This is a genomic window from Gillisia mitskevichiae (assembly GCF_003634585.1).
Taxonomy (GTDB): Bacteria; Bacteroidota; Bacteroidia; order Flavobacteriales; family Flavobacteriaceae; genus Gillisia; species Gillisia mitskevichiae.
Genome location: NZ_RBLG01000002.1, coordinates 420,427 through 442,242 on the forward strand (window position 1 = coordinate 420,427; position 21,816 = coordinate 442,242).

A 21,816-nucleotide genomic window follows, 5' to 3' on the forward strand; every position below is an offset into this window, starting at 1 on the left:
TCTCTAGTTTACAAATACAGCGCTATTTCTGAAGCATTAATAGTGAACAAGATCCAACCTACTAATAAAAGTAAGCCTCCTAAGGGAGTAATTGGCCCTAAAAATTTCCAGTTATTATTACTAGAAGAACTTAGGCAGAGCCCGTATATACTGAAGGAAAACAATATCACTCCTAATAAAAAACACCAACCCATAATTTGCTGAGATGTTTTTATAAAAGGAAATATAATTCCAGATATTATAATAATTATGGCATGATACATTTGATAACGCACACCAGTCTCAAAACTTTTTTGAAGCTCCTCAGAAAACCTTTTCTTTAAGGCATGCGCTCCAAATGCTCCAAATAATACAGCTAAACCACCATAAACTCCGCCAACAATAAGCATTAGTTCTTTCATAATATTAAATCAACTTAATTTGAATAATTGCAAATAACGGGTTTTCGAAAGAAAAGTGATATTTTAGAGAACAAATAAAATAGAAATTAAAGAATGAAACCTCCTTATAAATAAAGGCATAACTCAAGAAAAACTAATCTTATGGCATCTGAGAAATTAAAGGAAAAATATGTATTATTTCTTAGAGGAATAAATGTAGGTGGCCATCACAAAGTGCCAATGCAAGACTTGCGTGAAGAATTAGAGCAATCGGGTTTTGAGAAAGTTGAAACCATTTTAAATTCAGGGAATATTATTTTCAATACTGCCTCAACAGATCTGAAGAGCCTTGAAATTTTGATTTCAGAAAAATTAGAGAATGCTTTTGGTTTTCCAATCCCTACAATTGTTAGAAAGGAAAAAACAATTAAACAATTGTTCGATGATGCCCCATTTCAGAAGGAGGAGATCACAAAAGATATTCGCTTATATGTTTCTTTCTTGAAAAATGGTACCATTCCCAATATAGACCTTCCATGGAGGAGCTCCGATAATTCCTTCAGAATACTAGAGATAAAGGATAGAGTTGTAATAAGTATTCTAGATCTTAATGTTTCAAAAACTCCGAAAGCTATGAATGCTTTAGAAACTTTTTTTGGTTCAGAAATTACCACCAGAAACTGGAATACTATAGAGCGAGTTGCAAAAAAATTATAAACAAAAAAAAGCTATCCATTTAAGGATAGCCTTTTTAATTTATATTTAAATTGAGGATTACTTGCTCAAATACATTTTTCTTCTTGCATATAGGTCGTAAAAGATATCATCTTTCAAACTATCTATAAAAAGGATACTTTCTCCTGTACTCTTCATTTCTGGACCAAGTTGCTTATTCACATTATGGAACTTATCAAACGAAAATACCGGTTGTTTGATCGCGTATCCTGTTAACTGAGGATTAAAGTTAAAATCTGTCACCTTCTTCTCTCCTAGCATTACCTTAGTAGCATAATTTACATAAGGCTCTCCATATGCCTTCGCAATAAAAGGTACTGTACGAGAAGCTCTAGGATTAGCTTCAATAATGTATACTACATCATCTTTAATGGCAAATTGAATATTTATTAATCCAACCGTATTTAAAGCCAATGCAATTTTATGAGTGTGATCTTTTATTTGTTGCATTACCAAATCTCCTAAGTTAAAAGGAGGAAGTAAAGCGTTGGAATCTCCAGAGTGAACTCCACAAGGCTCAATATGCTCCATAATTCCAATGATGTAAACATTTTCACCATCGCAAATAGCATCTGCTTCCGCTTCTATTGCTCCATCTAAATAATGGTCTAAAAGCAATTTATTGTTAGGGATCTTTCTAAGAAGATCTACCACATGCTCTTCTAATTCCTTTTTATTTATAACTATCTTCATTCCTTGGCCTCCTAAAACGTAAGAAGGTCTCACTAATATTGGGAAGTCAAGTTCGTCTGCAATTGCTAAGGCTTCATCAGCCGTTTCAGCAACTCCAAATTCCGGGAAAGGAATATCATTATCTTTTAATAGTTTAGAGAAACTACCTCTATCCTCAGCAAGATCTAATGATTGATAACTAGTTCCAATAACCTTGATTCCGTATCTATCTAATTTCTCAGCCAATTTAAGTGCCGTTTGCCCACCTAATTGAACGATCACACCTTCTGGTTTCTCGTGTCTTATAATATCGTAGATATGTTCCCAGAAAACCGGCTCGAAATATAACTTATCTGCAACATCAAAGTCTGTAGAAACAGTTTCTGGGTTACAGTTTATCATTATTGTTTCATATCCGCATTCTGATGCAGCTAACACCCCATGAACACAACTATAATCGAATTCTATTCCCTGTCCAATTCTATTTGGCCCAGATCCTAGAACTACTATTTTCTTTTTATCACTTATTTTACTCTCATTATCTACATATCTTGTACCATCTGCCTTCTCAATTTCAGCTTCAAAAGTAGAATAGTAATAGGGAGTTTCAGCTTTAAATTCAGCAGCACAGGTATCTACCAATTTAAATATTCTGTTAATGTTTAGTTCATCACGTTTATTATAAACCTGACTTTCTAAACACTTCAACATATGCGCGATCTGTCTATCTGCAAAACCTTTTTGTTTGGCTTCTAACATCAGATCTTTAGGTAAGTTATCTATATTGAATTTTGAGATTTCAACCTGTAGTGCATATAATTCCTCATATTGCTTAAGGAACCACATATCTATTTTCGTGATCTCATGTATCCTACTTAATGGAATCCCTATTTGGATTGCATCATAGATCACAAAAACACGATCCCAACTCGCATGAGTTAATTTATCTATGATCTGGTCGTAATTGGTGTAACTTTTCCCATCTGCTCCAAGTCCATTTCTCTTTATTTCTAAAGATTGTGTGGCCTTATGTAAAGCTTCCTGAAAAGATCTTCCAATTCCCATCACTTCTCCTACAGATTTCATTTGAAGTCCTAACGTACGATCACTTCCTTCAAATTTATCGAAATTCCATCGTGGGATCTTCACGATCACATAATCTAAGGTAGGTTCAAATAAAGCTGAAGTAGATTTGGTTATCTGATTTTCCAACTCATCCAAGGTAAATCCAATAGCTAATTTGGTAGCGATCTTTGCAATTGGATAACCCGTTGCTTTAGATGCTAAAGCTGAAGACCTTGAAACTCTAGGATTTATTTCAATAGCAATAATATCCTCGTTCTCATCTGGACTTACAGCAAACTGCACATTACAACCTCCAGAGAAATCACCAATATTGCGCATCATCTTGATGGCAAGATCTCTCATTTTCTGAAAGGTAACATCACTCAATGTCATTGCTGGAGCAACAGTAATAGAATCTCCAGTGTGGATTCCCATAGGATCCATATTTTCGATAGAACAAATAATTACAACATTATCATTCTTATCTCTAAGAAGTTCTAATTCGTATTCCTTCCAACCAAGTAAGGCTTTATCTATTAAAACTTCATGAATTGGTGAAGCCTCAAGCCCTCTTGTAAGCAATTCGTCAAAATCTTCTGCTCTATGAACGAAGGCTGCTCCACTTCCTCCTAAGGTAAATGAGGCACGAATAACTAGAGGAAAACCAAATTCCTGAGCAACTTCTTTTCCTTGTAAATAAGATGTAACAGTTTTAGCTGGTGCTACTGGAACATCTATCCTTCCCATTAACTGCTTGAATTTCTCTCTATCTTCTGTAATATTTATAGCATCTATATCTACACCTATAAGTTTTACATTAAAATCCTTCCAGATCCCTTTTTCATCTGCTTCAATACAAAGATTTAAGGCAGTTTGACCTCCCATAGTAGGAAGAACGGCGTCTATATTTGGATGTTTTTTAAGGATCTCTACAATAGATTTTGTAGTAAGAGGCAATAAGTACACATGATCGGCCATTGTAGGATCGGTCATGATTGTTGCAGGATTGGAATTGATAAGCACTGTTTCAATTCCCTCTTCCCGAAGTGATTTTAGGGATTGAGCACCTGCATAATCAAATTCACAGGCTTGACCAATAACAATTGGACCTGAACCGATTAATAAAACACATTTAAGTTGGCTGTTTTTAGGCATTTAAAGAGGAATTTAATAGTTATAATAAAACAAGGAGACGATTAGATATAAAAAAAGGCGTTACTTATAAAAGTAACACCTTATTATTTCAATACTAATTTTCACTAGTGTTTGTGTCTAGTTTCTGAAGAAACAGATAATTTTTTTCTACCCTTTGCACGTCTTCTAGCTAACACCTTTCTTCCGTTCACACTCGCCATGCGCTCTCTGAATCCGTGTTTGTTTTTTCTTTTTCTCTTGGATGGTTGAAATGTTCTTTTCATTTTAATTATCTTTAATCTTCTGTGGAATTCTTGGGTTAACTAGTTTAGACCTATCTCTAAAACTGCGGGCAAATATACAAAGACTTATATATCTTCCAAAAACAAATTTAAAATAATTTGTAATTGTTTTTATTAACTTTGCGCTCTTAAAAAAAAGTAGCCTTATGTTCAATAAAAATTTCAAATTAGTAATAGCCGGGTTAATCCTAATCGCTTCTATATGGCAATTCATAGAAGGACACATTGGAAATGGTATTATGCTAATTCTTCTCTCTTTGATCTTCATTTTTCTATATTTTAAAAATGAAATGATCCTTATGGCATTTTTAAGACTTAGAAAACAGGATTTTCCAGGAGCTAAAAAATGGTTGGACAAAATAAAGGATCCAGAAACTGCACTTACCCAAAAGCAACAAGGCTACTATTGGTATCTAAATGGATTAATGCTTTCTCAAACGAATATTACTCAGGCAGGAAAATATTTCAAAAAAGCCATTAAATTAGGTTTAGCAATGGATCAAGATCTTGCAATGGCAAAATTAAATCTTGCCGGAATTGCCATGACCAAAAGAAGAAAAAGAGAAGCTCAACTACTTCTTACAGAGGCAAAAAAGTTGGATAAACATGGCATGCTGAAAGAGCAAATTACCATGATGAAACAGCAAATGAAAAAAATATAGTCAAAGATCTGTTAACAACTTAGGGGATAACTTTTTAAACCTGCACTTTAGCTAAAATAGCGGGCTTTTAACGAATAACTTTCGCTGATATTTACATCTATCATATCTTTGATATTATTAGTTTGTAAATACAACGAATGATAAAACTATTACCCCTCTTTAGTTTATTTTTTTTGGTTTCCCCGACATTCGCTCAGGAGGAAGAGAATAAAATTTTCTTCACTGACGCTCTCGCTATGCATCTTCCAAAATATGATTCCAGCGCAGAAAAGGCTTATTACTATCGTGATTATAAAAAAGCCAACAGACTTTTTGATTCTTTAGTAGCGTACGGTTTAAATGGAAGTTATATGGATGACTTTAAATTTAAACAGCTTAATAGCAAAGAAATATCCTTATACGACTTTAAAAAGCCTACTTATTTAATTACATATGCGTCTTGGTGTGTAGGCACAGAGGGAGAAATTCCTGCAATAAATGAACTAGCAAATAAGTATAGTGAAGAAATAGATTTTGTAATCCTTTTTTGGGATGATCAAAGAACTACCAAAAAGATGGCAAAATCTTATAATAAAAATATTAGAATCCTCTATGTAAATGAATTAAACAATCGAGGTGCTCATGTGGTTAGTCAATTAAAGCATTCCTTAGGGCTACCAACCACTTTTTTATTAGATAAAGATAAAAAGATACTTGATATAAGAAGAGGCGTTACACATGCCTTAAATAAGAGTTTTGAAGAATCCTTCGATTTAAATTACAACTCCATATTTGATGGGATCGCTAATCACTTATTAGGGGATAAAAAATACAATACAAATCAAGAAACTGTTGCAATTAATTAACGCATAGGTTATTTGCAGTTTAAAAAAAAGGTGGCTAATTAATTAGCCACCTTTTTTAATTGTTATAGATTCTTATTTGTAATATCCTTTTTCTGGAATATCTAAATAGTAGGTTTTTCCAGATTTATTATTTAGGTAGGAATCTCTTAACCAAGGATTATGGATCTTTAATATTTTATAATTTAGATCCATCCCTTTAGCAAACGCAGCGAAATCTGTTACCGCCGTATCTACTTTAACTTTGGCAGTAGGAATGTCTTTGTATAACTGGTCTTTAGTGTAGTGAAAGCCATATTTTTCAGGGTTACTCATAACTTCTTTAAGAGCAAGTATCCTAAACACATATCGACCTGTTTCTTCTCCTAAAAGTAAATCGTAGTATTTACTCACGTCTTGTCTTTCTAATTGTCTTAGCATTCCTGTATTTCCAGCATTGTACGCTGCGGCAGCCATCGTCCATGTACCAAAACGTTCTTTAGACTTTATTAAATACTCACAAGCAACTCTTGTAGATTTTTCAATATGGTAACGTTCATCTACATTATCATTGATCTCAAGTTTAAAATCTTTTCCTGTTCCTTCCAAAATTTGCCAAAATCCAACCGCTCTAGCAGGTGAAACAGCCTGAGTTAGTCCACTTTCTATAACCGCTAAATATTTAAAATCATCTGGCACCCCGTATTCTGCGAGAATTGGCTCTATTACAGGGAAATATTTATTTGCACGCTTTAGTAACAACAAAGCATTAGACTGCCAATACGTATTTACCAGCAGCTCCCTATCCATTCTTTCATAAATATCTGGGTTCTCTATAGGCACAGGCTCTCCGGCAAAGTTTAAATTTTCTGGCATAGGCAAAGCATGTATGGTATAATGCTCACCTACAACTTTTATCTCTGGTTCTTTGGAAAGTTCAGTGTCACCTCCATCCTGAACTGCCTGTATACTCACTGCACAAATACTAATGAATCCAATGCTCATCAATAAAATTTTCAATATTTTCATTTCTATAACAATTTTAATTTTTAATCTCCCTTTTTACCAGTCATAATAATAGAAGGCAGGTATTTATTAAACCATCTAAATCTATTCACCACCATAATATGAGTTCCTCCATTAACCGTAATACATCCATCTATATATTTATAAGGAAAAACAATATCTTCATCTCCGTGAATATGAATAATTCCAGGAATTGGTTCTTTACAATCCCAATTAATCATATTCTCAATCGCCCAATCTACATAATTAACATCCCTAATAGATAAATACTTCTTATAAAGTTCTGTTCTTTTTTTCAAAAAATCTCCGAAAGCAAACTTCTCAAAATGATCTATATGATTTAATAAACTAGTTGGAATAAATTTCACCAAGCCTTTATTAGAGGCGTATCTCATTCTTCTAGGCAGTTCCCTCCTACATTTAACGCTAGAAATAATAATTAGTCTCCTTAGAGATAAATATTTACTCATTTCCTGTACAACAATCCCACCAAAAGACACACCTATCAATACAACATTATCATGTTTAATGAAAGAGTTCATTCTTAACGCATACTCTTTTAAAGACTCCTTAGGTTCAGGAATTAACCATTCCAGCCAATGAATTTGGAATTGATCTGTCGACAACTTAATATATTCGAAAATTGAAGGATTAGCCGCCATGCCTGGCACGAAATACACATGCACGATCTCATTAGTATTCAGCATTTTAACAGGTATGTAACATTATTATGAGAAGTATTATCGTAAATTTACTGTTCAAATTACCACTATTTTTCTGGCTTATACAAGTAAGATCTATTAAATTTTAATAGCGAATATTTGCCGTTTTTCTCATTTCAAGAATCAAATAAACTATGATTTTCCTTTCCTAAATAATAGCTAATTTTTTCAAGGCTTTCTAAATTTTTGAGATCAAGAAGCTATAGATATTTAAGAAATTCTCAACTCCTAAACTTAGACTTTAGTTTCTAATAAATAACCAAGGATAAATGTTAAATAGAATTGCAATTAGCATAAAATTGAAATGATACTTAAACAAGCATTAATAATACTTCATATTGAAGTATCTTTGAATTAAAACCTTACGATGATGATTGATGTAGAAATTAAGATTACAGATAATGAGTTTTTAAGACAATTTGAATCTGTGATAAACGAAGACTTGGTAATAGTAGAATATTCTCAACAGGAGCGAAAAGTGTTCTTAACAAAACTTAAGATGCCAGATGTGCTAAAAGAAGGCGGATATTTAGAACCTTTTTTAGAATCACTTTTGAGCTATATTCAGGAAGGAACACATAAAGTTGTTCCAACAAATCCTGAAATTGCTAAATATATGAGAAAGCACAGAAGAAAATATAAAGATCTTCTACCTGTTGGAATGAATATCTAACTTGCTATTTCTAACTCTAAATAGCTAAATCTTACAATCCCATCTTCGTCAATTTTTTCTAACTTAATTTGATGAAGTGTATTTACTAACTCCGGATTCCACGGAGTTTTTACTTTTACATAATTCTCAGTAAACCCGTGAATATAACCTTCTTTATTTTCACCTTCGAATAATACGGTGTGTGTAGTTCCTAATTGACTTTCATAAAAAGCTCTTCGTTTTTTAGCTGAAAGACCTCTTAACATCTTACTTCTCTTTTTTCTAGTACTTAATGGAACAACATCATCCATTTCTGCCGCTAGTGTATTTTCTCTTTCAGAATACGCAAAAACATGCAGATAAGAAATATCCAATTCATTTAAAAAGTTGTAAGATTCTAGAAAGTGCTCATTGGTCTCTCCAGGAAACCCAACGATCACATCTACCCCAATACAGGCATTTGGCATTACTCTTTTAATCTGACAAACTTTTTCTACATACAATTCACGCATATATCTGCGACGCATTGCCTTTAAAATCTCATTACTACCGCTTTGAAGAGGAATGTGAAAATGGGGTACAAAACTATTACTTTGGGCTACAAAATCTATAGTTTCATTTTCAAGTAAATTAGGCTCTATAGAAGATATCCTTAATCTATTAATACCCTTTACTTCATCTAGTGCTTTAACTAGATCTAAGAAGGTATGTTCATGTTTTTTATCTCCAAATTCACCTTTTCCATAGTCTCCAATATTAACTCCGGTAAGCACAATTTCCTGAATTCCTTTTGCTGCAATTTCTGAAGCATTTTTTAGAACATTTTCTAAATTATCACTTCTTGAAATCCCTCTAGCTAACGGAATTGTACAATAGGTACATTTATAATCGCAGCCATCTTGAACTTTCAAAAAAGCTCTCGTTCTATCTCCGAAGGAATATGCGCTTTCATAAAAATCGGCATCAGCAATTTCACAAGAATGAATTTCTGCGAATTCGTGTTTTGTAAGATCATTTAGATAATCTGTAATCTTAAATTTCTCGGTAGCACCAAGAACAAGATCTACACCATGAACATCTGCAAGTTCTTCAGGTTTTAATTGGGCATAACATCCAATAGCAATTACAAAAGCATCCTCATTCGCTTTTTGCGCCTGCTTTACAATGGTTTTAAATCTTTTATCGGCATTCTCTGTTACAGAACAGGTATTAATAACATAGATATCTGCTCTTTCTGAAAATTCCACTCTTTGAAAGCCTTCATTTTTAAAGGATCGAGCTATAGTACTTGTTTCAGAAAAATTGAGCTTACAGCCCAAAGTATAAAAAGCTACTTTTTGAAGATTTGCCATTGATTAAAACTTTATTCCCTCATTGAGGGTTTATTTCTACGAGACTTAGCTCGATTTTGAAATTAATTTTCAAACTCAAACCTCTCGGCTATATACAAATACTTGAGAGTTATCTTTAAAATTTCGGACTGCAAATATACCAACTTTTCTTGGGTTGATAAAATATCTAGATATTGCTCAATATGGATTTAGATTAATCTCTTCTCCACTTTTTAGTATCTTCAAATACCTGTCCTAAGATCTCCTTATCGTCTTCAGAAAATTCAATTCCTCGACGTTTCATTACTATATCAGCAACCTCAAAAGCTTTAGATGTTTTATAGGTGGTCATACCTGCGCTTCCACCCCAGCTGAAACTTGGAATAAAATTCCGCGGAAATCCACTACCAAAAATATTAGAACTTACTCCTACTACGGTGCCAGTATTAAACATTGTATTAATTCCACATTTACTGTGATCTCCCATCATCAAACCACAAAACTGAAGACCTGTTTTCGCAAAACCTTCTGTTTCATAATCCCAAAGTCTTACTTCCGCATAATTGTTTTTTAGATTGGAGTTATTGGTATCGGCTCCTAGATTACACCATTCTCCTATTACAGAGTTTCCTAAATATCCGTCATGGCCTTTATTAGAAGACCCAAACATTACCACGTTATTAACTTCTCCTCCAATTTTGGAATACGGACCAACTGTGGTAGGACCATATATCTTAGCTCCTAACTTTACAACAGCATTTTCACAAAGTGCGAAAGGACCCCGAACCAAACTGCCCTCCATTATTTCTGAATTTGCTCCTATATAAATAGGGCCAGTAGAAGCATTTAATGTTGCAAATTCCACCTTAGCTCCTTCTTCAATAAAAATATTTTCCGGGTTAATTACATTATTAGAAGTAGGGATTGGCTGAGATTCCTTCTCTTGAGTAAGCAGTTCGAAATCTGAAGCAATAGCATCTCCGTTTTTAGAGAAAATATCCCAGGTATGTGCTATTTGAAATGGTTCACCAGCTAACTCTAATGCGGTATAAGTAGAAAAATCTACCTCTTGATCCTCTAAAGCATAAAATGCAACTACATCCTCTTCAAAAAAGATAGCCTGATTTTCTTCTAAGCTTTCTATTTGAGCAATAAATTCTGGTGTTGGTAAAAAAGAAGCATTTATCATTATATTCTGCTCCAACTCTACCATAGGCCACTTGTTAGCTAAATAATCCTCTGTTATAGTAGAAGTTGTGCTACCAAGAATCCTTTCCCACTTTTCACGAATACTAAGAATCCCTATTCTTATATCTGCTACTGGCCTGGTAAAGGTAAAGGGTAAGAGCTGGTCTCTAGAAGAGCCATCAAAAAGTATATAATTCATGTTCTATAATTTGAATGCAAAAATACTAAGGAAATTGCATTATTTAAATTCCTTATTCGAGTATATTTTCACTTAAACCTAGATGAAAATATATATCATAAAAAAAGCCTTCATTTCTGAAGGCTTTAAAGGATCACTAAACCAAGAATTATTTCTTGAATTTAGCGTATTTGTTCTTGAATTTATCAATTCTACCTGCTGTATCCAATAATTTAGATTTACCAGTATAAAATGGATGTGATGTTCTTGAGATTTCCATTTTAACTAATGGGTACTCAGTTCCGTCAACTTCAATAGTTTCTTTAGTGTTCGCGGTAGATTTAGTAAGAAAGACTTCTTCGTTAGACATGTCTTTAAATGCTACTAATCTATAATTTTCCGGATGGATTCCCTGCTTCATCTATTTATTCTTTAAAAATGGTGTTCGTTTTTCGAGTGGCAAATTTAATCAATTTTAATAAATATCAAACTATATCTGCGTTATTTTTTCAATGATATCAACAAAACAATAAATATTAATGTTTGTAACGAATTACTATATTTGTTAACTAACCACAAAACTAATCTTTCAATCTTAATTTTATGGAAAATCAACAAGCTACTGCTAAAAAATTTGTGCTTAATTACGGAATGTTATTAGGGATTGTCTCTGTTATTTTTGGAGTAATAATGTACGTTACCAATGTATATTTAGATCCAGGAATGATATACACTATAATTGGATTCTTGATTTTAATAACAATTATAACATTAGCTATTAAAGCTTTTAAATCTGAAAACACCGGTTTCTTAAGCCTAGGTGAGGCCTTAAAGGTTGGAATTGGAGTAGCAGTTGTTGGAGGTATTATTGCAGCACTATGGTCTTTTGTCTTAATGAATTATATTGAACCAGATTATATGAGCCAGATGATGGAAGTTAATCGAGAAAAAATGATAGAGGCGCAACCAGACATGACAGAATCTCAACTAAATGCGGCAGAAGAAATGACTGCTAAATTTACTTCTCCTATAATGGTGGTTGCATTTTCATTAATTGGGAATTTATTTTTTGGATTAATAATATCTTTGATCGCAGGATTAATAATGAAGAATAAAAATCCTATGGAAGGATAGCCTAAACAAATTTTAATGCAACTATCTATAGTTATTCCTCTATTAAATGAGGAAGAATCTTTAACAGAATTATATAATTGGATTGTATCGGTGATGCAATCCAATTCCTATTCTTATGAAATAATTTTTATTGATGATGGTAGTACAGATACCTCTTGGAAAACTATTTCCAATCTATCGCTACAAGATGCCAATGTTAAAGGAATAAAATTCAATAGAAATTATGGGAAGTCTCAAGCTTTACATGCAGGATTTTTAGAAGTTCAAGGCGATGTAATAATTACTATGGATGCAGACCTGCAGGATAATCCTGAAGAGATCCCAGAACTTTACGATCTTATTCAAAAAGATCATTTCGATCTTGTTTCTGGTTGGAAAAAGAAGCGGTACGATTCTCTTCTTAGTAAAAACCTCCCTTCTAAACTTTTTAATGCCGCAGCAAGAAAAACTTCAGGAGTTAAATTGCATGATTTTAACTGCGGATTAAAAGCATACAGAAAAGAAGTTGTTAAGAATATAGATGTGTATGGAGAAATGCACAGATATATCCCTGTGTTGGCTAAAAATGCTGGTTTCGGTAACATTACTGAAAAGGAAGTAAAACATCAAGCCAGAAAATACGGGAAGACAAAATTTGGAATGGATCGATTTATAAATGGATTTCTTGACCTTATTAGCATTTGGTTTTTGTCTAAATTCGGTAAAAGACCAATGCATCTTTTTGGTGCACTTGGAGTCCTAATGTTCTTTTTTGGATTTTCCGCCGCCGCTTGGATAGGTGTTTCTAAACTTTATAAGTTATACCATCAATTACCTAATATATTAGTTACAGAAAATCCATGGTTTTTTATCTCCCTAATTTTGATGGTGATAGGAACCCAATTCTTCCTTGCTGGGTTTTTAGGAGAACTTATTTTAAGAAGTAGGCGAGATACAGAAAGATATCTTATAAGTAAAACTACCGGAATCCAATAAGCACTTTACGCAATATTCCTTATTTTTGATTAAAATTTTGATCTCATGACTCAAATTAAAACCGATATTCTCTCTAAAGCTAAACTTTGGTTAACCGATACTTTTGATAAAGAGACACATTCTCAGGTAAACGATCTTATAGAAAATAATCCCAAGGAATTAGAAGAAAGCTTTTATAAAAATGCCGCTTTTGGAACTGGAGGAATGCGCGGAGTTATGGGCGCGGGTCCAAACAGGATCAATAAATATACTTTAGGAAAAAATACGCAAGGACTTTCCAATTATCTTAAGAGAGAATTTGAAGGTGAGGAAATTCGAGCTGTAATTGCATATGATTGTAGAAAAAATAGCAAAGAATTCGCACAAATAGTTGCAAATATTTTTTCAGCAAATGGAATCAAAGTTTTTCTTTTTTCTGAATTGAGACCAACTCCAGAATTGTCTTTTGCCGTAAAACATTTGGATTGTCACTGCGGAATTGTACTTACCGCTAGCCATAATCCTCCCGAATATAACGGTTATAAGGTTTATTGGCAAGATGGTGGACAATTAGTTCCACCACAGGATAATAAGATAATTGAAGAAATTGAGTCTTTAGATTATTCTGAAATTAAATTTGATTCAAATCCGTCATTAATCGAATTTATAGATAAAGAAGTAGATGAAGCTTTTCAAACAGCTTCAGTAAAAAATGGAAGTTTTGGAACTTCTTATTCAGCAAAAGAAAATTTAAAAATAGTTTTCACCTCTTTACATGGAGCATCTTCTACTGCTACACCTCAGGTTTTAAAGAAAGCTGGTTATAAAAATGTTTTTTTAGTTGAAGAACAAGCAACACCAAATTCTAATTTTCCAACCGTTAAATCTCCAAATCCGGAAGAACCTGAAGCTCTAAAAATGGCTTTAGCACTTGCAGATAAAGAAAATGCAGATATCGTAATTGGAACAGATCCAGATGGAGACAGATTAGGCATCGCTATTAGAGACCTTAATAACGAACTATTATTGCTTAATGGAAACCAAACCATGGTTGTAATGACTTGGTTCTTATTAGAGCAATGGAAAAAGAGGGATGCACTTAACGAAAATTCTTTTGTAGCTTCTACCATAGTTTCTACTCCAATGCTTAAAAATATCACTCAAGCATATGGCGCACAATATCATGAGGTTTTAACTGGATTCAAGTGGATCGCAAAAATGATAAAAGATCATCCAGAAATGGATTTTGTTGGTGGCGGTGAAGAAAGTTTTGGATTTATGGTAGGTGAATTCGTAAGAGATAAAGATGCCACCACTGCTACACTACTCGCTTGTGAAATTGCTGCGCAAATGAAAGAGAAAGGCAGCTCGTTCTACAAACAATTAATAGAACTGTATAAAGAATTTGGATTTTATAAAGAAGAATTAATCTCTCTAGTAAAAAAAGGAATCGAGGGAGAGTCACAGATCAAACAAATGATGGTAGATCTTAGAGAGAATCCTTTAAAAGAGATCAATGGAGAAAAAGTGGTTCTTATAGAAGACTATCAAGCCTCAACTTCTAAAAACATACAGGATCATTCAGAAACTGTGATAGATCTTCCAAAATCTAATGTGTTAATCTATTATACTGAAGAAGGTTCTAAAATAGCCGCTAGACCTAGCGGTACAGAACCTAAAATAAAGTTTTATATCAGCGTCAATGAAGAATTAAAATCTTCTTCAGATTTTGAAAAAACCGAAAAATTATTACAACAAAAAATTGCCGGAATTAGAGCAGATCTTCAGGTAGATTAAAATTAACGAATGACCTATTTTAGAAAAATTCTTGAGTATGCGAAGCCCTATAAGCAGTTCGCAGTTTTAAATATAGTATGTAATATCTTTTATGCACTTTTTAGTACGCTTTCTTTTATAGCATTAATTCCTGTTATAGATATACTTTTTGATAAAAGTAAAAGAGTTGCAATAAAACCAGATTATGAAGGCTTATCTAGCGCTAAAGACTTTATAGTAGACTACTTTAATTATCATGTTACTCAAAAAGTAATTGAAGATGAAGTTTCCGCATTAATATTTATCTGCGGAATTGTTGTTTTATTGTTCTTCTTGAAAAATCTCTTTGGCTATCTAGCTGCATTTTTCATCACTTTTTTAAGAAATGGAGTACTTCGGGATGTAAGAAATGCATTATACAATAAGATCCTTCACCTACCAATCTCTTATTTTTCAGAAAAGAAAAAAGGAGATACTATATCTAGGATCACTGCAGATGTTAATGAAGTACAAACTTCTTTTCTATCCATTTTAGAACTTATAGTTAGAGAACCACTTACTATTATCTTCACTATAATTGCTATGTTAATGATAAGTGCAAAACTTACCATTTTCGTATTTATTTTTCTTCCTATATCTGGATTTATAATTTCCCTGATCGGAAAAAAATTAAAAAGTCAGTCTTTAAAAGCTCAGGAAGAGAATGGGAATTTCTTATCTATTGTTGAAGAAACTTTATCTAGCTTAAAAATTGTGAAAGGTTTTAATGCTGAAGATAAATTTCAGGAGAAATTTGAAGGCTCCACTAATAGACTGAATTCAATATTGAATAGTCTGATAAATAGGCAAAACCTAGCCTCACCAACCAGTGAATTTCTTGGAATATTCGTAATTGTAATTATTCTTTGGTTTGGAGGAAATATGGTGTTAATTGAAAAAAGTTTAAATCCGGCTGCTTTTATAGCATTCCTAGGTTTAGCATATAATATTTTAACACCTGCAAAGCAGATCTCGAAAGCTACCTATTCTGTAAAAAAAGGAAATGCCGCAGCTGAAAGAATTATTGATGTGCTGGAAACACCATCTACTATTGTTGATGCCAAGAATGCTGTGATCGCTACAGATTTTAATTCTAATGTTCAAATTGAAAATATAGATTTTAAATACGAAGACGAACTTGTCTTAAAGAATTTTAGTTTGAACGTCCCAAAAGGTAGCACCGTAGCCCTTGTAGGGCAATCTGGTAGCGGTAAATCTACTATAGCAAACCTTGTCACCCGTTTTTATGATGTGAACTCTGGAAGCATCAAGGTAGATGGAGTAGATATTCGTGATATCACAAAGAGATCCTTAAGAGATCTAATGGGATTGGTTACTCAGGATTCCATTTTATTTAATGATTCTATTAGGGATAATGTAGCTTTAGGAAAGACAAATGCTACAGAAGAAGAGATAATTGAAGCATTAAAAATCGCTAATGCTTGGGAATTCGTGAAAGACCTTCCAAAAGTATTGGATACAAATATTGGAGATAGTGGGAACAAGCTTAGTGGAGGACAAAAACAACGTCTATCTATTGCACGTGCAGTTCTAAAAAATCCACCAATTATGATCTTAGATGAAGCAACATCGGCTTTAGATACGGAGAGTGAAAAATTAGTTCAAATAGCATTAGAGAACATGATGCGCAATAGAACTTCTATTGTAATTGCACATAGACTTTCCACAATCCAAAATTCGGATCTTATAGTTGTAATGCAAAAAGGAGAGATCGTAGAACAAGGAAAACACAGTGAATTACTATTAAAAAATGGCACCTATAGAAAGTTAGTGGAAATGCAATCTTTTGAATAAACTACGTTTATTAAAATAGGAAGAAGCGTCTAGAAAGTTTGATATAAATGGCTAATATTTACTTTTACAAATAAAAAAAAGGATGAAGTAGGTTCATCCTTTTTTTTGAAATAGTTTTCATCTTGGGGAAATGAAAACGTAGGTTTAATTCAATTAATAACCTTTGGGGCAAAAAAAGATTACAAAATATTAACACTTCAAAGATATAAGATTAATTGGCTTCTCCAAATAAAAAATGTATTTAAACCAAAAATAATGTATTTAATCGTTAATTTTAACTTTTATTCCTACAAAATTCCTACAAATTCTTAGTCTTTAAGCCCGAAAAGCATGTTTAAATACAAAACATTATTATTAAATAATTTTAATATTTGAAATTAGAGGAAGAAATATTATTAAAAAGGTTACAAGATCCCAACTCTCTTAAAAAGGCGTTTGGGGAGTTAGTTACGTTATATAAGCAACGTTTGTATTGGCATATCAGAAATATTGTTAAGGATCATGATGATACAGATGATATCCTTCAAAATACTTTTATAAAGATCTTTAAGAATATTCAAAGTTTCAAAGGGGATAGTCAACTCTATTCTTGGATGTACCGAATTGCGACTAATGAATCTCTTACATTTTTAAATAATAAGTCCAAGAGAGTTCATTTAAATTCTGAAGAGCTTCAACAAAGTTTAATAGACAATTTAGAGAGTGATGTATATTTTGAAGGAGATCAGATCCAGCTTAAACTTCAAAAAGCCATAGCAATGCTACCCGAAAAGCAGCAATTAGTCTTTAATATGAAATATTTTCAGGAATTAAAGTATAGAGAGATCGCCGATATTTTAGGAACCAGCGAAGGCGCTCTTAAGGCTTCTTATCACATTGCGGTAAAAAAGATCGAAGAATTTTTAAAAACGGATTAAACCTTGCTATATAATTAGAGTCTAAATATTACATGAAAATGAATTTAGAAAAATATAAAAACGATTCTGGCTTTAAGGTCCCCGATAATTATATGGAGGATTTTGAAGTAAATTTATTTGAAAAACTAGAAATTTCTTCGCTTGAAAGAAAAGAGAACAAATCTGGATTTCAGGTTCCTACAGACTATTTTGATACTTTCGAAGATACTATTCAGGCTAAGTTAAATATTAATAGTAAAAGGGGTAGATTAATAAATTTATTCTCTAATAAACAGCTTTACTATGCTTCTGCAATTGCTGCTATATTGTTAATAGTATTTAGTACAGGTTTATTAAAATCTACACAAACCTCAGATTTAAATAATTTAGATTATGCAGCAATAGAGCAGTATATAGATGAAGAGGATATGGATTTGAATTACAATGATATTTCCAACCTTATCTACGAAGAGGGATTAATAATGGATGATTTTAATTCCTATAGTTTAAGTGAGCAAGCAGTATTTGAATATTTGAATGAAAATGTAGAAGATTCAGGTTTAATTATAGAGTAAATATGAAAAAAGTAACACTAATATTAATATTGTTTATTTCCTTTTTTGGTCTTCAGGCTCAAGATAATAAAGACAGAGAACAACATAGGGAGCGTATAAAAGCGATGAAAGTTGCCTTTATTACACAGGAAATGAGCATGACTCCAGAATTAGCTCAGAAATTTTGGCCTATCTACAACAAGTATGAATGCCAGAAAATGGATTTACATAGACGGGAACATGAAGAGCTTAATGATATTGAATCTCTGTCTGAAAAAGAAGCTGAGAAAATGTTAATGGAATATCAGGAAATTGAGAATGAAGAATATCAAATTAAAAAATCACTTTTCACTGATCTTAAAAAGATAATTTCTTCTAAAGAAATTATAAAACTCCATAAGCTGGAATCAGATTTTAATAAGAAATTATTAAAAGAATATAGAGAACGAAAAGCTAAAGAGCAGAGAAAAAATTAATTAAGTTATTTTATAAGTTTTGGTTGGTTAGTTAGAATTTCCGGGTCTCGCGATCCGGATTTTCGCTTTTTGGAACTATTTTTTAAAATTCAACTTTGCAATTCTATTCTTTCCAGCTGCATAGGCAGTAGAATCATTCAAGAACCGAATGGTATAAAATCCCTCAGAAGATAAATTTTCCCATTTTTTCCCAGAATCCTTAGAATAAGATATTCCTGTAAATCCAACTGCAACCAATTCTTCTCCCTTTTTTCCCGGCACATATCTCACACTGCTTTTGTAACCTGGCTCCTGCCCTACTGCAACTAATTCCCAGATTTTTCCTCCATCTTTTGTAATAGCTTTATTAGCTTGATTTTCATCTGGCTTTGTGTAATCTCCACCTATAATGAAACCATTACTCTCATCATAAAAATCCAGACTATAACCTCCTTGAGTAGCAGCTCCCTGAACAATTGGTGTATCAAATGCTTCCCAAGATGCTCCTTTATCTGCAGAGAAAAACACGCGAGATCTCATTCCTCCTGTTAAGATCCAGGTTTTATCACCTTGGATCGCTATATTAGAATTACTCGCCGCAAATGCTGCTTCCCCTTCTGCTGAAGCTGGTAAATTCTCACATGAAATTTTCTTCCAAGTTTTCCCTCCGTCTCTGGTTATAATTATAGATAGACAATTATCTACAGGATCTCCCATTGCAATTCCTTCTTCATCATTCCAAAAAGACATAGCATCATAAAATACTTTTTCATTTTCTTCCTTATACACAAGTTCCATTTTACCAGAATCACCAGTTTTATATAAAAGTGCTGGATTTGCAACGCTTAGCATAAAGAAATCTGTAGAAGTACTAGCAACGGCCCTAAACTCCGGAACAAGACTGTCGTATTTTTGAATATTCGTTTTCCATTTATCTTCTTGAGCATTGTACATTCCATAAATACCATTGTTGGCAGCAAATGCAAGATTCTCTCCCATCAGCTCTATAGCTCTAACACTTATAGAGTCTTCCAAAATTATTTCTACCTCTACAGAGGTGAAAAAAGAAGGGCTGGATTTCTTCTGTTTTGAATTGCAGCTAATAATTAAAAATAGGCCAATAAGGTAGAATAGTTTCATCTATAAGAATTTGATTCAAATATAAAATAATCGACGTCAAAATTGAGTACCTTTGCCACCTTAAAATTATACTATGCGTTTACACCGAAATTTAGTCTTTGCAACCATCGATGCATTATCAGAAATCTTCAATGAAGGAAACTATGCCGATAAAGTTATCGAAAAAACACTAAAACGCGATAAGCGCTGGGGTTCCCGTGATAGAAGTTTTATTGCAGAAACCGTTTACGAGATCGTACGTTGGAAACGTCTATATACCGAAATAGCTGAAGTTAAAGAACCTTATTCTAGAGAAAACCTATTTAGAGTTTTCGCTGTTTGGGCTACTTTACGAGGAGTAACCCTACCAGATTGGAAACAAATTGAGCCAACTCCAAGCAGAAAGATCAAAGGAAAATTTGATGAGCTTTCTAAAATTAGAAAATATCGAGAATCTGTTCCAGATTGGATGGATGAACTTGGTGTAAAAGAATTAGGCGAAAAAGTTTGGGAGAAAGAGATTCACGCATTAAACGAGCAAGCTCCTGTTGTGCTTAGAGTTAACACTTTAAATACTACAAGAGATAATTTAAGAAGTGTATTAAATGACGAAGGCATAAAGGCCGAACCTGTTAAAGGCTATCCTTATGCACTTCAATTGGAAGAACGTTCTAATGTTTTTAGAACTGAAGCCTTTAAAAAGGGGTTTTTCGAAGTCCAAGATGCCAATTCTCAATTAGTAGCAGAATTTTTGGATGTTAAGCCAGGGATGAGAGTTGTTGATACTTGTGCAGGTGCAGGAGGTAAAACACTTCATATCGCTGCTTTAATGGAAAATAAAGGGCAAATAATAGCGACAGATATTTATGAAAATAAATTAAAGGAGCTTAAAAGAAGAGCAAAAAGAGCACATGCTCACAATATAGATCCTAGAGCGATAGAATCTACTAAGGTTATTAAAAAGCTATATGGAACTGCAGACCGTGTTCTTATTGATGCTCCTTGTAGTGGTTTGGGAGTTCTAAGCAGAAACCCAGATGCCAAATGGAAACTTCAACCAGAGTTTATTGAAAAAATCAAAAACACGCAAGCCGAAATCTTAAACACGTATTCTAGAATTGTAAAAGATGGCGGGAAATTAGTGTATGCAACCTGTTCTATTTTACCTTCAGAAAATCAAGAGCAAGTAGAAAAATTTCTTGCTAGTGAAAATGGGAAAGATTTCAAATTGATAAAAGATAAAAAATTATTATCCTCAGAATCTGGATATGATGGATTTTACATGGCACTTCTTCAGAAAAATTAGGACTTAATTAATGGGAGCTAGGGTGTTATATTTAGTTTTTTCTCTATTAATTCTTGCTGGATGTAAATCTGAAAATAGGAATTTAGAAATTGCCAATACTAATGTAGAAGCTATAAATATTCCATCCGAGCTTGTTTCTTACTATGAAGACGTAGATTTTAATCTTCTAGGTGAGGATTTAAAAGATGAACTTTCTGTTACTACAATTGCTAAACATACTCGCTTTTTAGAATATTATGAGAGACATCGATATTTGTATAAAACAGATGAAGACCCTTCTAATTCTAAAAATGTTTTATTAATCTACTCTGGTGAAAGTAGAGATAAAAGAGAGTTTTATTCTGGCAGTAATAAACATCCATTTCAAACCTTCAATACAGAGCATATTTATCCTCGTTCCTTTATAGAGAATACTGCCGAAGCAGATCTTCATCATTTAAGAACTGCAGACACCAAAATTAATGCTAAAAGAAGGAACTATCCCTTTACATCTGGAAGTGGAAATTATAAATTAGTCTCGAATAATTCTTGGTATCCCGGTGAGGAATGGGTTGGAGACGTCTCCCGAATGATGTTCTATTTAAATTTAAGATATAACGAAGACTTTGAATCTGTTGGAAATCTAGATCTATTCCTAAAATGGAATGCTGAAGATCCGGTCTCTCCAATTGAGATTCAACGCAACGAGATCATTTTTAAAGCGCAGGGAAATAGAAATCCATTTATAGATAATCCATATTTAGCCACATTAATTTGGGGTGGACCCAAAGCAGAAAATAATTGGAAATAAACCCTTGAGATAAGGTTTTGTAATTAAATTTTCATGTTAGCTTTTGTCAATAAGCTATTTGTAATAATTTAGTTTTAGGCTAATATTTCTCTCTAAAAAAGTTATTTTTG

Annotated in this window: 22 protein-coding genes; 13 read left to right on the forward strand and 9 right to left on the reverse strand. The window is 32.9% G+C overall.

The window, feature by feature from the left end:
- Positions 1-8 precede the first annotated feature (8 nt).
- Positions 9-401, reverse strand: a complete 393-nt coding sequence (locus BC962_RS07635) for a DUF423 domain-containing protein (RefSeq protein ID WP_121345405.1) — start codon at positions 399-401, stop codon at positions 9-11.
- Between the two features lie 141 nt (positions 402-542).
- Here BC962_RS07635 and BC962_RS07640 point away from each other — a divergent pair, with 141 nt between their 5' ends.
- The gene (locus BC962_RS07640; protein WP_121345406.1) at positions 543-1,097 is read left to right on the forward strand and encodes a DUF1697 domain-containing protein; all 555 of its coding nucleotides are present in this window, start codon (positions 543-545) and stop codon (positions 1,095-1,097) included.
- A 57-nt stretch (positions 1,098-1,154) separates the two neighbouring features.
- On the opposite strand, the gene carB is transcribed toward BC962_RS07640, so the two are convergent.
- Complete coding sequence (gene carB / locus BC962_RS07645) at positions 1,155-4,007, reverse strand: carbamoyl-phosphate synthase large subunit (RefSeq protein WP_121345407.1); 2,853 nt, start codon at positions 4,005-4,007, stop codon at positions 1,155-1,157.
- Positions 4,008-4,111: 104 nt separating this feature from the next.
- A complete protein-coding gene (gene rpmH, locus BC962_RS07650; RefSeq protein ID WP_006990417.1) occupies positions 4,112-4,270 on the reverse strand; it encodes a 50S ribosomal protein L34 in 159 nt (52 codons plus the stop codon).
- Between the two features lie 164 nt (positions 4,271-4,434).
- Between rpmH and BC962_RS07655 the strand changes: the two genes are divergently transcribed.
- Together BC962_RS07655 and BC962_RS07660 are read left to right on the forward strand one after the other, a co-directional pair.
- Positions 4,435-4,950 (forward strand): DUF2892 domain-containing protein, encoded by a 516-nt coding sequence (locus BC962_RS07655; RefSeq protein ID WP_121345408.1) that lies wholly within the window; start codon positions 4,435-4,437, stop codon positions 4,948-4,950.
- Positions 4,951-5,087: 137 nt separating this feature from the next.
- The gene (locus BC962_RS07660) at positions 5,088-5,795 is read left to right on the forward strand and encodes a TlpA family protein disulfide reductase (RefSeq protein WP_245984116.1); all 708 of its coding nucleotides are present in this window, start codon (positions 5,088-5,090) and stop codon (positions 5,793-5,795) included.
- A 72-nt stretch (positions 5,796-5,867) separates the two neighbouring features.
- Here the strand turns inward: BC962_RS07660 and BC962_RS07665 are convergent, their stop codons facing one another.
- Together BC962_RS07665 and BC962_RS07670 are read right to left on the reverse strand one after the other, a co-directional pair.
- Positions 5,868-6,800 carry a lytic transglycosylase domain-containing protein gene (locus BC962_RS07665; RefSeq protein WP_121345410.1) on the reverse strand — a complete coding sequence of 311 codons (933 nt, stop codon included), beginning with the start codon at positions 6,798-6,800 and terminating at the stop codon, positions 5,868-5,870.
- A gap of 20 nt (positions 6,801-6,820) precedes the next feature.
- Entirely contained in the window at positions 6,821-7,504 is a 684-nt protein-coding gene (locus BC962_RS07670; RefSeq protein ID WP_183075467.1) for an alpha/beta fold hydrolase, read from the reverse strand.
- A 382-nt stretch (positions 7,505-7,886) separates the two neighbouring features.
- On the opposite strand from BC962_RS07670, the gene BC962_RS07675 reads away from it, so the two are divergent.
- On the forward strand, positions 7,887-8,192 hold the full coding sequence (locus BC962_RS07675; protein ID WP_121345412.1) for a GNAT family N-acetyltransferase: 306 nt from the start codon (positions 7,887-7,889) through the stop codon (positions 8,190-8,192).
- On the opposite strand, the gene mtaB is transcribed toward BC962_RS07675, so the two are convergent.
- The 3 genes from mtaB to BC962_RS07690 all read right to left on the reverse strand — a co-directional run bounded on the left by mtaB (position 8,189) and on the right by BC962_RS07690 (position 11,289).
- Positions 8,189-9,523, reverse strand: a complete 1,335-nt coding sequence (gene mtaB, locus BC962_RS07680; RefSeq protein WP_121345413.1) for a tRNA (N(6)-L-threonylcarbamoyladenosine(37)-C(2))-methylthiotransferase MtaB — start codon at positions 9,521-9,523, stop codon at positions 8,189-8,191. The genes BC962_RS07675 and mtaB overlap by 4 nt on opposite strands.
- 193 nt (positions 9,524-9,716) lie before the next feature.
- The gene (locus BC962_RS07685; protein WP_121345414.1) at positions 9,717-10,889 is read right to left on the reverse strand and encodes a GlmU family protein; all 1,173 of its coding nucleotides are present in this window, start codon (positions 10,887-10,889) and stop codon (positions 9,717-9,719) included.
- A 148-nt stretch (positions 10,890-11,037) separates the two neighbouring features.
- The gene (locus BC962_RS07690) at positions 11,038-11,289 is read right to left on the reverse strand and encodes a type B 50S ribosomal protein L31 (protein WP_034922001.1); all 252 of its coding nucleotides are present in this window, start codon (positions 11,287-11,289) and stop codon (positions 11,038-11,040) included.
- Positions 11,290-11,471: 182 nt separating this feature from the next.
- Here BC962_RS07690 and BC962_RS07695 point away from each other — a divergent pair, with 182 nt between their 5' ends.
- The 7 genes from BC962_RS07695 to BC962_RS07725 all read left to right on the forward strand — a co-directional run bounded on the left by BC962_RS07695 (position 11,472) and on the right by BC962_RS07725 (position 18,512).
- Positions 11,472-12,002, forward strand: coding sequence for a DUF4199 domain-containing protein (locus BC962_RS07695; protein WP_121345415.1), 531 nt, complete (start codon positions 11,472-11,474; stop codon positions 12,000-12,002).
- 15 nt (positions 12,003-12,017) lie between these two features.
- A complete protein-coding gene (locus tag BC962_RS07700) occupies positions 12,018-12,977 on the forward strand; it encodes a glycosyltransferase family 2 protein (protein WP_121345416.1) in 960 nt (319 codons plus the stop codon).
- A gap of 45 nt (positions 12,978-13,022) precedes the next feature.
- Positions 13,023-14,753, forward strand: coding sequence for a phospho-sugar mutase (locus tag BC962_RS07705; RefSeq protein WP_121345417.1), 1,731 nt, complete (start codon positions 13,023-13,025; stop codon positions 14,751-14,753).
- Positions 14,754-14,762: 9 nt separating this feature from the next.
- A complete protein-coding gene (locus tag BC962_RS07710) occupies positions 14,763-16,586 on the forward strand; it encodes an ABC transporter ATP-binding protein (RefSeq protein ID WP_121345418.1) in 1,824 nt (607 codons plus the stop codon).
- A 371-nt stretch (positions 16,587-16,957) separates the two neighbouring features.
- Positions 16,958-17,503: an RNA polymerase sigma factor gene (locus BC962_RS07715; protein WP_121345419.1), complete on the forward strand. Its 546-nt coding sequence runs from the start codon at positions 16,958-16,960 to the stop codon at positions 17,501-17,503.
- 38 nt (positions 17,504-17,541) lie between these two features.
- Positions 17,542-18,057, forward strand: coding sequence for a hypothetical protein (locus tag BC962_RS07720; protein WP_147405635.1), 516 nt, complete (start codon positions 17,542-17,544; stop codon positions 18,055-18,057).
- A gap of 2 nt (positions 18,058-18,059) precedes the next feature.
- Positions 18,060-18,512, forward strand: a complete 453-nt coding sequence (locus tag BC962_RS07725; protein WP_121345421.1) for a hypothetical protein — start codon at positions 18,060-18,062, stop codon at positions 18,510-18,512.
- A gap of 75 nt (positions 18,513-18,587) precedes the next feature.
- Here BC962_RS07725 and BC962_RS07730 read toward each other — a convergent pair whose 3' ends face one another.
- Positions 18,588-19,631 carry a WD40/YVTN/BNR-like repeat-containing protein gene (locus BC962_RS07730; RefSeq protein ID WP_121345422.1) on the reverse strand — a complete coding sequence of 348 codons (1,044 nt, stop codon included), beginning with the start codon at positions 19,629-19,631 and terminating at the stop codon, positions 18,588-18,590.
- Positions 19,632-19,704: 73 nt separating this feature from the next.
- Here BC962_RS07730 and BC962_RS07735 point away from each other — a divergent pair, with 73 nt between their 5' ends.
- Entirely contained in the window at positions 19,705-20,916 is a 1,212-nt protein-coding gene (locus BC962_RS07735; protein WP_121345423.1) for an RsmB/NOP family class I SAM-dependent RNA methyltransferase, read from the forward strand.
- 10 nt (positions 20,917-20,926) lie between these two features.
- Positions 20,927-21,706: an endonuclease I family protein gene (locus tag BC962_RS07740; protein ID WP_121345424.1), complete on the forward strand. Its 780-nt coding sequence runs from the start codon at positions 20,927-20,929 to the stop codon at positions 21,704-21,706.
- Positions 21,707-21,816: the final 110 nt, after the last annotated feature.